Below are 15,949 nucleotides of genomic sequence, written 5' to 3'. Positions count from 1 at the left end.
CAATTAATCTGGCAGCTGAACAATATACGGCCCCAGATGTGGCACCGTCACAATCTCAATTGGTGTGGCAAACGTCCGGCCCAACAATGCCGCATCGCGGAGATCATCCGGGGTGCCGCTGGCCACCAGCTGGCCGTCCTGCAACAACCACAGCCAATCACTCACGCGAAAGGCCTGGTTGATGTCATGGAGCACCTGGATCACCGTCAGGCCCCTGGCCGCCAGCTGCCGCAACTGCGTCATCAACTGCTGCTGGTAGTGGACGTCGAGATAGGTCGTCGGTTCATCCAGCAGGAGCACGGCCGGTTCCTGGGCCAAGGCCGCGGCCAACCAGGCCCGCTGCTGTTGGCCCCCGGAGAGGTCTTGAATCAGCTCATCGGCCAGCGAGGTCAGCCCCGCCATCTCTAGGTATGGCGTCACCTCATTTGCCGGGACCGCCTGCAACAACCCGTGATACGGCAACCGGCCCGTTGCCACGACCTCGCGCACCGTCAGCTCGTCGTACAACTGATGATGTTGCGTCACCATCGCCACTTGCTGGGCCAACTGCTTGGTGGTCAATTGGTCCAACGGCTGTTCATTTAACACGACCTGTCCCGCCTGTGCTGGGAGCCGCCGCGCTAATAACTGGAGCAGCGTGGACTTGCCTGCACCGTTGGGCCCAATGATCGTCGTGACCTGTCCTGGTGGGAAGACCCCCGTCAGGTCACTCAGGCCGCGAGTTTGGCGAGGATACTGATAGCTAACGTGTTGACATTCCATGAAAACCTCGCCCCCGTTGTAAGAGAATAATGACAAATGGCCCCCCAATGACGGCCATCATGGTCGCCGCGGAAATCTCGCTGGGCACGATGACCGTCCGTCCCAGCGTATCGGCGGCAAGCATCAACCAAGCCCCCGCAAGCATGGAGAATGGGAGCACGGTTTGGTAATCGTGACCAACTAGCCGCCGGGCCACGTTGGGAATCACGATACCGACAAAGGGAATCGTGCCGACCACCGCCGTGACACTGACGGCCAGGTACATCCCCAGTAACAGCAACGTCCAGCGGAGCACGTTGACCGGCACGCCCACATTTTTCAGGGCGCTATCCGTTAATTTTAAATAGTTCGCCCAGGGTGCCAGTATCAGGGCCACCACGAGCCCCAGGACGCCCAGTCCGAGCAAGGTGGCGGTATCGCTCCAGGTCAGTCCGTTAAACGTGCTGTGGCTCACGGCAGCGGCCCCACTGCTCAGTAGCTGTTGGAGGCCGACAAAGGTGGCATCGAGCGCCACCCCCACGATGATCAACCGGTACGGATCGGTCAGGGCACGGCCGCTGGTCAGGATGGTCAGGGCAATCAGCCCGCCGACCAATGCCATCAGCCAGTTGCGACCGGGTAGCCAGGGTAAAAGAATCGCGCCACCCAATTTAAAGAAATCGGCGGCGGAGCTAATCCCTAAGATGCTGGGGTCGGCGATGGGATTGCGAAAAACGGCCTGAAACAGTGCGCCGGCGACCGCCAGACTTCCCCCACAGATGAGACTGCTCAGGATTCGTGGTAGCCGCAGTGAAAAGATCGTCACAAAGGCGCGACTGGCCGGATGGCTGACCGCCCACGTGACTTGAGGCAGTCCCAGCCATGTCGTACCGGCCATGAGCGCAATCAGGCTGGTCAGCACCAGCAGCGCTATCACGCCACCATACCACCAGCCAGCGTGTTTGGTCATGCGGCCGCCCCCTTCGGATACAGCCATTGACTGACCTGCTTGAGCGCCGTGGCGACCCGCATGTTCGCGGTCGCGTCAAAGGTCGGCTCCTGCAGGTCATAGACGCGGTGGTGCTTGACCGCCGCCGTCTGCGCCCACATGGCATTACTCTTGAATTCGTGGTTAAACTGCTGGGTCACCATGCTGGGCATCGCGTGCTCCAGCCGCAAAATGACCTGCGGGTTCGCCTTTTGAATGGCCTCGTCGTTGGGCGCTTGGTACTCCTGCGTGCGGCTGGTGAAGACGTTTTGGCCCCCGGCCAGACGCACCAGGTCCCCCACGTACGAGCGGTTGGTGGCCACCATGTAAGACGCGCCGGGCAACCCCATTAATACCAGAACTCGGGGTTGGTGCCGGTGACGTGCCCGGGCGGTTGCCCGCTGCTTGGCTTGATCAATCAGCTTATTTTGTTTCGCCGCCGCTGCCTGTCGGTCGTACCGCTTGCCCAGCTGCGTCAACGTTTGCTGCAGCTGGCCCACACTGGTTAGATTCAAGAAGTGCGGCGTCACGTGTTGGGCCTTGAAGGCCTTACCAAATTGGTCGTCCAAGGTCGTCACGGAATACACGGCGGTCGGTTTCAGCGCCGTGATTTTTTCCACGCTGGGATTCATCGGACTCCCCACCTTAGTGACCTGATGGTACCGTTGCGGCAGCTTATTAGCCGTCGTTGGCACGCCCACCAGGGGTAAGTGGAGTTTGTCCGCAATCTGAACGATAGCGACCGTCGTTGCCACGATGCGTGGCTGGCTTTGCTTCTGCCGTTGCTGGTGCCAGGCAATACCGCCACCAACGAGGCCCAGCACGACCAAAACGGCCAACGTGATCAGGCCGATTTTTCTTGGATTTTGCATGTGCATTTACCTCCTAGTGTCGGCCAAAGTACCACCAACTACCGCCACCGACTAAGACGACGATTGCGACCACGCCGCCAATCAGCGCGCCCCAATGGGTCTGGTGCGCTGGTAATTGGTCCGCGCTGGACGCCGATTGACTGTCGGTACTGCTGGACGACTGGCTGCTAGTGGATTGACTGGACTTGGCTTTTGATGACGACTTCGCCTTATTTTTTGCTTTCGTGGCACTACTTTTAGCCTGCGCTTTAGACGCGGACTTCGCGGACGATGATGCGGCAGTGACAGCTGGCTTAGTTGACGCGCTAGTCGCCGTACTGGACTGGGTCCGCTTTGCCCGTGTCGTAGTCGTCCGCTGGTTCAATGCTGGCAAATTCCCCGTTTTAAATTTAAAGGTGATCAGGTGCTTGGCCTTGTACACGTCCGGCACATAGATCGACAGCTTCGCATTTACCGCGCGTTTTAAATTCGTGGTGGTAAAGCTATAGTACAGATGGGAGTTGCCCGCTGAATCCTTGACCTTGCGGACATTTTCGGGTGATTGCCCATCAACTGATAAAACCTTCACCGGCCAACTGGTTAACTTCTTGGCCGTTTTAATGTCCATGGTGACCACGTAGGCGTGATTCTTCACCGTCACCTTGGCCGGATGGACAAAGTAGCCGCTGGCCATCGAGGTTTGATTCGTCCCATATTTGAGCGCTGAATAATCCAGTGATTGGGCGTGCGCCGCCGTGGGTAGGAACCAGACAGCGATGGTCACCAGGACGGTGAGCATGAGACCGCGTAAGCCTTTAGTCATGGGCCCGACCTCCTCGCCAAATAAACCCGCCGAGCGCTAAGCCCACGAGGCCCAGGACGGCCCAGTTGTTCGTGGCTTCACCCGTTGGTGGCAGTGTTGCCTGATGCGGCTTAGTCGTGGTCGACGTGGCCGTCGGACTGGCACTAGCGCTAGCTGCGGTCACCGTGGTATGGGGCAACGTCGCGACCGTCGCAGCCGCTGCCTGATCAGCCGCCCCACTCCGGGCAAACCGGAAACGAATCGGGAACGTCTGACTGATGTTCATGGCAGGCACCGTCACGTGAATCTGACCCGGAATCAATTTCTGCGTCAACGCGGACCGCTTCGCCACGGTAAAGGTGTAGCTCATGGTATAGTTCCGACCGCTCTGGCCGTACGTCACATGTTGTGGCTGTGCGCCGTTGATACGCTTGGGCACGACCGCCCGGGCCCCGAGCTTCAGGGACTTGGCGTATTTCACGTGGAGCGTCACCTGATAACCGGTGCCCTTCGGCGTCACGGTCGCCACGTCCGTGTAGTACTGGTCAGCCTCGGATTTGGTCATCTTAGCGCCCTGTAAGACTTGGTAGCGCCAGTATTCGGTGGCTGTGGTGGTCTTTTTAGCCGTCGAGGTGGCGGTAGGTTTAGTCGTTGTGGACTTTGGCACGGTCACGGAAGAACTCTGATTGCTGGCATTGGCCTTAGCAAGCGTCTCAGCCTGCGCAATCAGATCCGTGGTCGCGACACTTTTGCTGACGGATTTGGCCTGGGCCCAGTTCAGGGTCAGGCGAGCCTGTTCCTTCATGGCCCCCATCGGCGTCGTCAGGCTAAAGGTCGTGGTCAGCGGACTGATCTGGGCCGTCAGATTAAACTGATACACCGCCTGGTGATCTACCGTCTTGACTAGTGTCACGGCTTGGTCAGCCACGGTCATCTTCTTAATGTACTTGGCGCCATTTGAGGTGATCAAAACCGTCACCTGAGCGTGATTCACGCGGACCACGGCCGTTTTGCCAAAGAACTGATTGGCATCGGACGTGGCGCTGCTGTCCGCCTTGATAATTTTCATGGGAACTTGATAAAGACCATTGCTTAACGTCGCGGCATGGCCGTCCGTCGTTTGGGCCCAGCCCAGGAAGACGAGACCCACGACCAGACAGGCGATGACACGGAAAAATTGCTGTAGATGTTTCATCTTGTGCTCCCCCGTTTCTTATTTTTAGTAAAACCAAAAAATCACCACCGAAACCGGTAGTGATTTTTCCACTTACTTAACCGTTACGGTCTTGGTCACGGTCTTGTAACCGGCTTTAGTCGCGGTGACCTTCAGCTTCCAGCTCTTTTTAACGGCCTTCTTCAGCTTGACCGTGTAGGCCTTTTTCTTGGTTGTGACCTTACCCAGCGTGGTCTTGTTGTGCTTGACCGTTACCTTGGCACCCTTGGTGGTCGTACCGCTGACCGCCTTGGTCTTGGCTTTGACCGCCTTGGTGCTCAGCTTAACGGCCTTCTTAGCCTTCGCCTGCGTGGTGGCCTTCAACGTCTTGGTTTGAAAGGCCAACGTCGCGGTTTCCTTCATGGCTTGTGGCATGCCCGGAACGGCAACCGTAAAGCCCATCGTTTGGTCCTTCTTCAAGTTCACGTTGCTAAACGTGTATGTATTGCCCGTTGCTGCCTTCGTGACCTTAGCCGCCTGGCCGCCTAACGTGACGGCATCCAGATACTGGTTAGCGGCCGCCGTACTCTTCAACGCCACGGAAGTCTTCTGGTTTTTAGCCGTAACCGTTGCGGTGGTGAAGTAACTAGCCGCTTCAGAAGCCGTCGTGGTCCCGGTCTTGTACAGGCTGTACTTCACGCTGTACTTACCATTTGCCAGTTTAGCCGCGTTTAAAGTCGCCGCTTGAGCCGTCGCCGTTGGAGCTGTGACTTGGTTCAGGGAAATGCCGGCCCCCGCACTGGTGACCATCAATAAAGCACTCATAATCGTTAAAGATTTTTTCATAAAATAAACCCTCCCAAAACAATTTGTTGATTATCTATGAATCCGTTTTCATAGTAGCACGATTATTGGTTGAGTACCACAATTTTGTAGCCAATCAAATTGTCATTTTGTTTATATACTGATAGGCCGATTAGTTTTTTCTTGGGGTTAAATGCGTGGTTAAACTGTTTCGGGAGGCGATGACATCCGTTCCCGGCGGCGGGCTCAAGGTTCCCTGCTGTGGGGTCGGTTCCAGCCGAAGAACGGGCTTCCACCTCAACTTTGAGCCTAAGGGGCGGTCTCAAAGGTTGTCCCATGCTCTAAGCTGAGAAAATTCACTCAGCTAAGACCATCGACACAGCTGCTCGCCTTGGCCCGCCTCTGGTCACTTAGACTGTCCACTGGTCCATTTTTACCATCCCACATCTACTGAGTCACTAATCGCTGATTCATATTTGTGAGTGCTGTTGATCCACGTGATCAGTGAGCTTTGTTTGCTAAGTTGGCTAACTATCTTCTGTCGTGAATCGCATGTTGCGTGAGCAATTTAGCTCCTAACGCGTCCAAAGAAAAAACCACATCCTCATTGACTAGGACGTGGTTTACTAATGCATCATTTAACGATTACCCAATATGGTTTTCGTGGAGAATAGCCGCAACTTCCTTTTCCATTTCTGGCGTGCGTTTCCATTCTTGAAATTCAGTGAAGGCCTCTTCTGGCATCGTGTAATTTTCGTTCACGTAGTCTTCGTAAGCCTGGACGTGAGGCGTGTGGGCAATGTTTAGCTGTAGGATCCGCACTTGCTTGATCAGCTTGCGCTCTACTGCCAGTTCCGCCCGGCCATTTTGGACCATGTCGCTGATTTCCATGTATTTACTGCCATCGAGGCGGGTAATTTCCTCGATCAGTGTAAATGTTTCGTGACTTTTCATTTTTAAATCGCCTCCGCACAATGTTTCTATTATACCGTGATTTTGGGCAAAACAAAACCACTACCAGGGAATGGCAGTGGTCGGCATAAGAGAGAAAGAGAATTGATTAGAAGGTAATTATTAATACCTTACGAGATATAATATACCGGTTTTTGTAAGCGCTGTCAATAGCTTTCAAAAAATAGTTGGTGATTTTCACTATTATTTTACGTTATCACTTTGGGTGCTCACCAGTTACTCCCTACTCCTACATAGGGTTGGACCGGATTGACGGCCATTTAAAAAAATTATATTTTGTGTCGAACTTGAAAATGGTCTGTAACTTGGCTACTAGCTGGCGCGGCTCAACTTGCGCCAGAGTTCAACTAAACCCACTACCAAGGCCGCACCAATGACCAGAAGAATCCCAACATGCACGGGGAAAATCTGACCGTGAAATTGGCCGATTGCTTGGGTGACCCGGTAAAAGGTGATGTGGAAAAAGTCTACCCTAAGAGGCGTGACATCATTGGCCCGGGCAAACCAGGCGTCAAAACCGCCCCATAGGAGCATAGCGATTGCTGCGATTAAGCCACCGCTGATCATTTCAATGAGAATTCGCCGACTGGTTTTGTTCATGTGGATGGCCTCCCCTTTTGGTTGGGGCTAGTTTACTGCACGTTGTTTGCGATGGTATTAATTTGTGTGCGGTTGGGTTGGTGAGTTTTAATATTGTGCGTTTTGATTCCTTTTCAAAAGAAAAGAGCCACCTTGGATTTGGTAGCTCTTGATTGGCATTAGATTTTATTAAGGCGTTTGATTGGCTCCTCGCGGAACTATCCCGGTCCTGGCGGCTTCTGAAACGTGCTACGCGGGGCAACTGGTTCCGCTTAACACCGTAACGGAAACGACCCAGGCCCGGGATAGGTCTTAAATTCTATCTTGTCTTAGGGCATTCGATTGGCTCCTCGCGGAACTATCCTGGTCCTGGCGGCTTCCGAAACGTGCTACGCGAGCCAGGTCCCTGCGCTTAACCCCGGTTCAGCAATGACCCAAGCCCAGGGTCATCACTGAACCGACGTTAATGCTCAGGACCTAAACGCCCCGCTCCGCACTCTACAAAAAGAGACCGAGAATTTCTTCTCGGCCCCGCCATTTAGTCTTCACCAAATGAGAGATAAACCTTTATTCGGTTCATTGGGAAATCAAATAAAGGGGTAAATAAATGGTAACTTAAAGATACCACGAAAAATAATAAAAATCTATCCGTATTCTTATTATTCTCTAATTTATTTCACATTTGTTGTTTTGTTTGAGTCGTGAAGCACCGTTTCTGGGTGCACAATGCTCCCTGGATTTTGCAGGACTTCACTCACTGAGTGACCCGAAACGTTGACCAAGCAAGCCAGGACAAAGACGATAGCGACTCCGAAGGTTAAAATTCGGTTCCCCCAACTCATCTTTTCACTGATAACTGAACCATAGAAGTCCTTCTTGACCTCGGCTGCCACGTTGGCATCATCTGGTGCCGCCGCTTGGCGTTCTTCGGTGACCTGTTTCTGGTAGGCATCAATATCAAAAGACTTTTGGTTGGTCTTCATTTGGCGTTGGAAGTGCTTCTTTTCCTTCTTGGTCTGACCCTTGAACCACTTGGTGAATTCACGGTAGTGCTTGACCACATCAGATGTCTCACCAATTTCCTTGAGCGTCCCGTAGTGAATCCAGGCGACGCGGTCACACAGAATTTCCACTTGCTTCAGGGAGTGACTGACGAAGACGATGGTCTTGCCCTCATCCTTAAATTCGGAAATCTTGTCCACACACTTTTGGTAGAAGGTATCATCCCCAACGGACAAGGCTTCATCAATGATCAAAATATCTGGGTTTACGTGCACGGCAATTGAAAAGCCCAGCCGTGACTTCATCCCAGAAGAATAGCTCTTAACTGGTTGGTACAAGAAATCACCAATATCAGCGAAGGACACGATGTCGTCCATTAACGCGTCAATTTCGGGATTGGTCAGCCCCTGCATCAAGGCCTTCAACCGAATGTTTTCCAATCCGGTCAGATTACCCCGCAAGCCGGCCCCGATGGCGATGATTGAGGTGTCCCCGCGAACATCGACCGTCCCCGTCGTTTGGGGAATGATGCCGGAGATAATGTTGGACAGCGTTGACTTTCCGGAACCGTTGACCCCAATCAAGCCCAGAGTTTCGCCCGGCTTCACTTCCAGGGAAATCCCCATCAGTGACCAGAAATGTGGCACGGTAGAGTTACGCAGTGAGAAGAACGCGCGCAGTTTTTCCGCTTGGCTCTTGTACAGATCGTATTCCTTCGTAACGTGTTGTACTTTAATTTTGTAAGAATTATCCATGAATTAAACTTCCTAACTCAATTTTTACGTTTCCTTATGCGGCCCGTAAACGTACCGGGCTCAGTCTGTTGTATTATACCAAATATTTGTGACTTGTGGGAACTTTCTGGTCAGCCTTAGCGATTTGTTAAGGTGTCCACGGTTGTCCAGCAAGCAAAAAGGGTTCAGCAGCCCCCATGGCTACCAAACCTTCAATTTACCCCTTTAATTTAAGCTAATGCGCGTGAATCGACCCAGTAGTTGGTCTTGTTCCCGCTGAACTGGATGCGGTACCAAGTCGTCCCGTAGGCCGTCTTGAGTCCCTTATAGTTCACCGTAACCTTTGCGCCCTTTTTACTGCCACTCGGCCATTTATAGCTTTCCTGGTTGAAATGGGTCTTCTTCACGTGATTGTAGAGCGTAAACTTTTTGTACTTGGCGCTCAGTTTCTTGGTTCCGCTGGCCGCTGAGTACACGACGTAATCGTACTGGGGACTGGCAGCCGTTTCCGTTGACGCAATCCAATACTTGTTGTCGCCAACCTTGATTCGGTACCAGGTCGACTTGACACCATCCTGCGTCTTCACCGCCTGATTATCAGCCGTGTAGGACTTCGCCGTTAGCTTCTTCAGTGCGCCCATGGACTTGGCCAGATAGGGTGAATTGAACACGTGGTTGTAGTAACTTCCACTCAACGCGCTGTTCACCTTAACCGTGGCCGATCCCTTGGTGTATTTAACGGTCGGCAGCGTTAAGGCCTTGCCGTACACCCAATACTTCTTGGCCGAACTACTGTTGCTAAATTTCAGCCGGTACCAGGTGGTCTTCTTACCAGTCGTCGCAGCCTTCTTTACCCCACGCATATCGAGGTAAACCTGGACATCCTGGCCAGCTCTGACCTTGTTCCAAGCCGTCTTCGTGACCTTCTCGCGGGTCCCCTTGATGTGGTTGTACAGGCGGTAACTGGTGTATTGGGCATTCAGCCGGGCTGTTTGGGTCCCACTCGCACCAAAGTACATCGCCTTATCATACACGACCGGTTTCGGCTTAGGTGCCGCGGTATCCGCACTACTACTGTTAGAGGAGCTGCTGGATGAACTGGTCGAGCTCCCATCTAGCAGCGAGCTCAAGCTATACGTCTTAATAATCGAGATCAGACTGCTACCATAGGTCGGGGCGGTGGCGTAGGTGTTGGTCAGCGCATTGGCTGCATCACTGTAAGTCGCCGCATTTTCCCGCCAGGTCCCACTATAAATCGTGGGATTGTAACTGGTCCCGTTGCGTAACAACGTGGCATTGTCCGTCATTGAGGCCTTGGCGCTAGGATATTTTCTAAAGTTGGCATTTGTATAGTATAACTGCCCGTTACTATCGTACTCGGACGTCTGCATCGTCACAGATTGGCCATTGTAAGCGCCCTTAATGCCAAAGTAATTATTGGCAGTAGTAGTGAGCGTACTGGTCCCCCAAGCGCTCTCTAAGGCAGCCTGCGCCATCATCACGGACGGATACAGTTTATACTTGTTGGCAACCGTCGTGACCGGACTCTTCAAAGTTGAGATAAAGGTTTGTGGGTCGGTGGTCGCCGCATGACCCGTCCCCTTACTAATGGTAAAGCCACCGACGCCGACACCCAAGACGAGCGCGGCTAGTAGCCATCGTTTCGTTCGCTTCATTTTACCGGTTTCCCCCTTAAAATCGCTTCCAGGACAAGAATACCATATGTGCCCCGGGTGCAGAAAGGAAAATTCAAGAGAAAATGCGGTTGAAACAAAGACTTAATCTAACTGACTTGCAGCGGCTTCATCCAAGATCACGGTCACGTTCGGATGAGTCTGCAAATAACTGGCTGGCACGTCTGGCGTTACGGGGCCTTGAATCATGGCAGCAACCGCGGCGGCCTTGGCTTCACCGTAGGCCACAATCAGGATTTGCTTAGCCTTTAAAATGGACCCAATGCCCATGGAATAGGCGTAACGAGGAACTTCATCGGCGTTGTCAAAGAACCGGGCATTGGCTTCGATGGTCGAGTCCGTTAACGTCACCTTGTGGGTCGTTGAGTCGGGATCGGTCCCGGGTTCGTTAAAGCCGATATGGCCGTTCTTCCCCAAGCCCAACAGTTGTAAATCAATGGGGTTTTCCGCAATGATTTGATCGTATTCGCTAGTGGCCTTGGCCGCATCCAAATCGGACCCGTCTGGGACGTATGAGTGCGCAAAAGGTTTAGCGCTAAATAAATGTTCTTGCATAAAGTAATGGTAGCTTTGTGGATGGTCCGCGTTCAAACCAACGTATTCGTCCAGGTTGACCGACGTTAATTGACTGAAGTCCAAATCGCTCGCAGCCAATTGCTCATAAATGGTGACTGGCGTGCTTCCAGTTGCTAGGCCTAAAACCTTGGCCCCGTTCTGTAACGCCTCTTCAAAGACCCGGAAACCAGCCTGGCCCCCTGCTTGCTTGTCGCTAACAATTTGTACCTTCATGTTCGTCAATTGTTTCATATCATTCAGTCTCCCTCTCTTAATGGTATAGTCCAATTATAAATGCTCTAGACCAGTTTTGCAAGCCATTTGCTCGGGATTTTGAAAATTTTTGAAAACAAAAAGGACGACCGCCAAAATGGCTACCGTCCCACTACTTCCGCCGAATTCCCCGCCGGTTGGCGCTTAAATCGTTCTGCTGCTTCCGGAATTTTTCAAAAGTGGCATCCTTTTGCTTCTGGTTTTTATGACTATCGACTCGCTTCGTATATTTCATCATTTTCACCTCCCGCTTTCATAGATTATTTGCAATCACTATACAACTAAAAGTAAGTTAACGCAAGAAAAAGACGTTTCACCACTGGTGTAAGGCCAGTCGTAAATGCTGCGTTACTAGGCCATTGACAAACTCTTTCTGTGGGCTCACCAAGCAAAGTCGTGAACAGCAAGCTAGTTAGACACGGCTACCAGACCAGTTGAATCTACCCACTGGTTAGGTGGCGCGCATCGAACCAGTCTCAGCGACCAGAGGCGGCTCAAAGTGCCCGGCTGTGTCGGTGGTCTTGGCTGAGGTTTTGACTCAGCCTAGTCCACGGGACAACCTTTGAGACCGCTCCTCAGGCTCAAAGTTGAGGTGGAAGACCGCCCCTCGGTCTGGAACCGGCCCCATAGCCGGGCACTTTGAAAGCCGCCGCCGGGAGCGGAAAACCAACGACCAAATCAAAAAAAGAGCCACCCAACAAGTGGGTAGCTCTCAGGTGAAACTTTATTCAACAGTCACACTCTTGGCCAAGTTCCGTGGCTTATCAACATCCAAGCCCTTGTTCAGACTAGTGTAGTAAGCCAACAGTTGTGCTGGGACAACGCTCAGCAATGGCATTAACATTTCATCAACATCTGGCAGGATCAAGTCGTCGCCGTCAACGGCTAAACCTTCGCGAACGATGGTCAACGTCTTGGCACCCCGCGCCATAGTTTCTTGTAAGTTACTCCGAGTCAGGCCGGCCGTCTTTTCCTGGGTAATGAACCCAATGACTGGCGTGCCCTCTTCAATCAAGGCAATCGTCCCATGCTTCAATTCACCGGAAGCAAAACCTTCACATTGAATGTAGGAGATTTCCTTCAACTTCAAGGCTGCTTCCAAAGAAACGGCGTGGTCGATACCCCGGCCAATGTAGAAGGCCCGGTTGGTCTTCAACAGGTAGTTGTTCGAAATGGCTTCCAACTTATCCTTTTCGTCAACGATGGCCTGCATCCCCGTGGCAACTAACCCAAGTTGTTGGCGGATGTTAAAGTTTTGGGCGATAATTTGGCCCGTCACTTCACCTAAGGCCTTAGCCAGGATGGCTTCCAACGCGATTTGCGCCGTGTAAGCCTTGGTTGAGGCCACCGCAATTTCAGGACCAGCATGTAACAGCAACGTGTAGGTCGCTTCACGAGATAACGTGGAGTTTTGGACGTTCGTGATGGTCAGGCTTGGGTAGCCGGCATCGTTCACGTTGACCAGCACTTCACGACTGTCGGCCGTTTCACCGGATTGCGTCAGGAAGATGAAGAATGGCTTCTCTGATAACATTGGTTGTTCGTAGGCAAACTCAGAAGAAACGTGAACTTCCGTTGGGATGTGCGCCAAATTTTCAAACAAACGCTTCCCAATCAGACCGGCATGGTAACTGGTCCCGGCACCCACGATGTACAGGCGGTCAGCGGCTTGCATTGCCTTCAACAGCTTGTCATCAATTTCTGGTTCGCCGTGTTCTGACAAGTAGGTTTGGGCTAACTTGCGCATCACGTTAGGTTGTTCGTCGACTTCCTTCAACATGTAGAATGGGTAAGTCCCCTTGTCGGCTTCGTCAGCGTTCATGTCAACGTGGAAGGTCTTCCGTTCAACGGCATTCCCGTCAGCGTCTTCAATGGCTACCTTGTCTGGTGTGATGGTTACCACTTCACCATCCATTAATTCCAGGAAGTCATGAGTTTCGCGTAACATTGCCAAAGCATCGGAGCAGACCACGTTAAAGCCGTCGCCGACCCCAATCAACAGTGGGCTCTTGTTCTTGGCAACGAACAACGTATCTGGTTGGTCGCGGTCCATCATCAAGAAGGCGTAAGAGGAGCCCTTTAACAGGCTCAACGTCTTAAGGAAGGCCTGCTTGGCATCCAAATTGTCTTCAACGGCAAACTTGTCGATCAATTGCACAACAACTTCGGTATCGGTTTGGCTCTTGAAAGGTACGTCGCTCAAGTACTTAGCCTTGAGTTCTTGGAAGTTGTCGATGACCCCGTTGTGAACTAAGTAGAAGCGGTCGTCGTTTGAGAAATGTGGATGCGCGTTATCCACGCTAACGACCCCATGAGTTGCCCAACGCGTATGACCGATCCCAGTAGAACCGTGTACGTCGGGGGTAATCTTTGAACGCAATTGGGAGATCCGGCCCTTGGTCTTAACCAAGTAGTCCTGTCCCTTTTGGTCGTTCACGTAAATACCAGCTGAATCATAACCCCGGTATTCTAGCTTTTGTAAGCCGTCGACTAAGATCTTAACGGCGTTGTCGTTACCCGTAACACCAACAATTCCACACATAGTTTTTATCTTCCTTTGCTCGACACCGGTTCCGGTAAACCAGACGGGTCGGATAATTTGATTATTAAATGAATGAGCTTTCTCAGGAATTGGTATAGACTGAAACATTTTGAAAACCATCCCTGAATGACTATACTTTACAGCGTTCTGTCAGGGTTGTCAATTAGAAAAGCCAAAACCGGTCTATCAAAATATTTATACTAGAAAATCTTAAAAAACACGCACCTATTTGCCTACTAATTGGCTAAGTAATTGGGCTATTTGGTCATTCATGACTAACAGTAATTTCCCGTTCACCAGCAAATCGCCCAAGAAAAAACAGGATTGGCGGCTCAGTCTATGAGTAGTCAATCCTGTTCGAAAATCTAATTTATTTAAGCAGTGATCTGATGTTGTCTGCTATCTAGCAAAATAATCTCACCGTCGAACAGCCGCCTAGCAAGACCAACACGGGTTAAGTTAATGTCAGCCGTGAGGTCGGCGAAAATAAACTCAGTCGTAGGAGTTTCCTTGGTGGCAGAGCCACCAAGGAAACTGGTATCTTTGAGACTCGTTTCTCAGAGGCTCAAAGTAAACCTGGAGACCGCCTTTTGGCTCCAGGCGGCCGCCTACCACGTTCCGGTCTTCTCTAAGCCAAACTTTAAACAAAGAATCGTCTCGACTAGCACGGGTTAAACCCGTGTCAGCCGTGAGGGCAGTAAAAATGGACTCAGCCGGCGGATTTTCTGAACGGCAGCGCCGCTCAGAAAATGGTGACTTTGAAACTCGCGATTTTCGAGGTTCAAAGCAAGCTTCAAGACCGCTCTTCGGCTTGAAGCGTCCTTCCCCAGCGTTCCGGTCCATTTTTACTGCCCGGTAAGGCGCGGTTTAACCCCAAGCGCTAGTCGACGCCGACTTCGGCGCGGACCACGTCAGCAATCCGGTCCACGTAAGCCGCAACCGTTTCCTCAGTTGGCGCTTCCGCCATCACCCGCAACAGGGGTTCAGTCCCGGAAGGCCGAACCAAGACCCGGCCGTCGCCAGCCATTTCTTTTTCAACCGTAGCGATCATGGCTTGGACTTGTGGATTGTTCAAAGCAGCTTCCTTGTCAGCAACCTTCACGTTGACCAACTTTTGAGGGTAGGTCTTCACGTCAGCGGCCAATTCGGACAACTTCTTGCCCGTCACCTTCAGGATGTGGAGTAATTGTAAACTCGTTAACAAGCCGTCACCGGTCGTGTTGAAGTCCAAGAAGACAATGTGGCCGGACTGTTCGCCACCCAGGTTGTACCCGGACTTCCGCATTTCTTCAACCACGTAACGGTCCCCGACCTTGGTCTTCACAGACTTCAGCTCGTGGGCTTCCATGGCCTTGTACATCCCCAGGTTACTCATGACGGTCGTCACGATGGTGTCCTTCTTCAGACGCCCATGTTCGGCCATGTATTTCCCGCAGATGTACATGATCTTATCCCCGTCGACGATGTTTCCTTCCTCGTCAACCGCGATACACCGGTCGCCGTCACCATCAAAGGCTAACCCAATGGCCGCACCCTTTTCCACAACAAACTTTTGTAATTGTTCTGGGTGGGTCGACCCAACTTGATCGTTGATGTTCAAGCCGTTGGGCGTGGTGGCAATCGTGTCAAAGTCCAGGTTCAGGTCCGCGTATAACCGGGAAACTAAGCCGCTGGTAGCGCCGTTCGCGGAATCCACCGCGATGTGTAAGCCTTCCAGGTCATCCGCAATCGTTTGTTCCAGAAATTGAATGTACTTTTGGCTCCCTTCGGAGTAGTCTTCGACCGTGCCTAAGCCATCAGTCGTTGGCCGTGGTAAGTCATCGGTTGGGGCGTCCAAGAGGGCTTCGATTTCTTCTTCCATTTCATCGGACAGCTTGTAGCCGTCGTTCCCGAAATACTTGATCCCGTTATATTCAACGGGATTGTGGGAAGCCGTGATCATGACCCCGGCTGCGGCGCCCTGCGTCCGAACTAAGTAAGCCACGGCTGGCGTTGAAATCACGCCTAAGCGGAGAACTTCGATCCCCACGGACAGCAAGCCGGCAACCAAGGCATTTTCCAGCAATTGACCGGAGATCCGGGTGTCGCGGGCTACTAAGACTTGGGGGTGTGCGTTGTCACTATCAGCGTGTTGGGTCAAGACATACCCACCGAACCGGCCGACTTTAAATGCTAACTCGGGAGATAAATCTTGGTTGGCAACTCCCCGAACACCATCAGTTCCAAAATACTTCATGTCAAATTTCCTCATTTCTCAAT

At 52.1% G+C, this 15,949-nt stretch carries 14 protein-coding genes; all 14 read right to left on the bottom strand.

The annotated features are described in order from the left end of the window. Positions 1-3: 3 nt before the first annotated feature. The 14 genes from EKM84_RS09820 to glmM all read right to left on the bottom strand — a co-directional run bounded on the left by EKM84_RS09820 (position 4) and on the right by glmM (position 15,926). Positions 4-762, bottom strand: coding sequence for an ABC transporter ATP-binding protein (locus tag EKM84_RS09820; RefSeq protein WP_125765592.1), 759 nt, complete (start codon positions 760-762; stop codon positions 4-6). After that, positions 743-1,711 (bottom strand): iron ABC transporter permease, encoded by a 969-nt coding sequence (locus EKM84_RS09815; RefSeq protein ID WP_125765591.1) that lies wholly within the window; start codon positions 1,709-1,711, stop codon positions 743-745. The genes EKM84_RS09820 and EKM84_RS09815 overlap by 20 nt, the downstream gene beginning before the upstream one ends. Next, the gene (gene isdE / locus EKM84_RS09810) at positions 1,708-2,601 is read right to left on the bottom strand and encodes a heme ABC transporter substrate-binding protein IsdE (RefSeq protein WP_125765590.1); all 894 of its coding nucleotides are present in this window, start codon (positions 2,599-2,601) and stop codon (positions 1,708-1,710) included. Before isdE ends, EKM84_RS09815 begins: the two co-directional genes overlap by 4 nt. A gap of 13 nt (positions 2,602-2,614) precedes the next feature. Further along, positions 2,615-3,403, bottom strand: coding sequence for an NEAT domain-containing protein (locus EKM84_RS09805; protein ID WP_125765589.1), 789 nt, complete (start codon positions 3,401-3,403; stop codon positions 2,615-2,617). Next, positions 3,396-4,577: an NEAT domain-containing protein gene (locus EKM84_RS09800; protein ID WP_125765588.1), complete on the bottom strand. Its 1,182-nt coding sequence runs from the start codon at positions 4,575-4,577 to the stop codon at positions 3,396-3,398. Before EKM84_RS09800 ends, EKM84_RS09805 begins: the two co-directional genes overlap by 8 nt. Positions 4,578-4,649: 72 nt before the next feature. Then, a complete protein-coding gene (locus EKM84_RS09795) occupies positions 4,650-5,381 on the bottom strand; it encodes an NEAT domain-containing protein (RefSeq protein WP_125765587.1) in 732 nt (243 codons plus the stop codon). 603 nt (positions 5,382-5,984) lie between these two features. After that, positions 5,985-6,293 carry a hypothetical protein gene (locus EKM84_RS09790; RefSeq protein ID WP_125765586.1) on the bottom strand — a complete coding sequence of 103 codons (309 nt, stop codon included), beginning with the start codon at positions 6,291-6,293 and terminating at the stop codon, positions 5,985-5,987. 330 nt (positions 6,294-6,623) lie between these two features. Further along, positions 6,624-6,911: an LlsX family protein gene (locus tag EKM84_RS09785; RefSeq protein WP_125765585.1), complete on the bottom strand. Its 288-nt coding sequence runs from the start codon at positions 6,909-6,911 to the stop codon at positions 6,624-6,626. 650 nt (positions 6,912-7,561) lie between these two features. Further along, positions 7,562-8,647: an ABC transporter ATP-binding protein gene (locus tag EKM84_RS09780; protein ID WP_125765584.1), complete on the bottom strand. Its 1,086-nt coding sequence runs from the start codon at positions 8,645-8,647 to the stop codon at positions 7,562-7,564. A 209-nt stretch (positions 8,648-8,856) separates the two neighbouring features. After that, a complete protein-coding gene (locus tag EKM84_RS09775) occupies positions 8,857-10,302 on the bottom strand; it encodes a glucosaminidase domain-containing protein (protein WP_125765583.1) in 1,446 nt (481 codons plus the stop codon). Between the two features lie 102 nt (positions 10,303-10,404). Further along, complete coding sequence (locus EKM84_RS09770; protein ID WP_164511374.1) at positions 10,405-11,109, bottom strand: glucosamine-6-phosphate deaminase; 705 nt, start codon at positions 11,107-11,109, stop codon at positions 10,405-10,407. Positions 11,110-11,260: 151 nt separating this feature from the next. After that, positions 11,261-11,383 carry a hypothetical protein gene (locus EKM84_RS14440; RefSeq protein WP_263853631.1) on the bottom strand — a complete coding sequence of 41 codons (123 nt, stop codon included), beginning with the start codon at positions 11,381-11,383 and terminating at the stop codon, positions 11,261-11,263. 489 nt (positions 11,384-11,872) lie between these two features. Next, entirely contained in the window at positions 11,873-13,690 is a 1,818-nt protein-coding gene (gene glmS / locus EKM84_RS09765) for a glutamine--fructose-6-phosphate transaminase (isomerizing) (RefSeq protein WP_125765581.1), read from the bottom strand. A gap of 880 nt (positions 13,691-14,570) precedes the next feature. Further along, positions 14,571-15,926: a phosphoglucosamine mutase gene (gene glmM / locus EKM84_RS09760; RefSeq protein WP_125765580.1), complete on the bottom strand. Its 1,356-nt coding sequence runs from the start codon at positions 15,924-15,926 to the stop codon at positions 14,571-14,573. Between the last annotated feature and the right edge of the window lie 23 nt (positions 15,927-15,949).

The sequence above is a fragment of the Levilactobacillus mulengensis genome (genome assembly GCF_003946045.1).
GTDB classification, from domain to species: Bacteria; Bacillota; Bacilli; order Lactobacillales; family Lactobacillaceae; genus Levilactobacillus; species Levilactobacillus mulengensis.
Note: the sequence above shows the minus strand (reverse complement) of the source record. Positions and strands in the feature narration are given on the sequence as shown.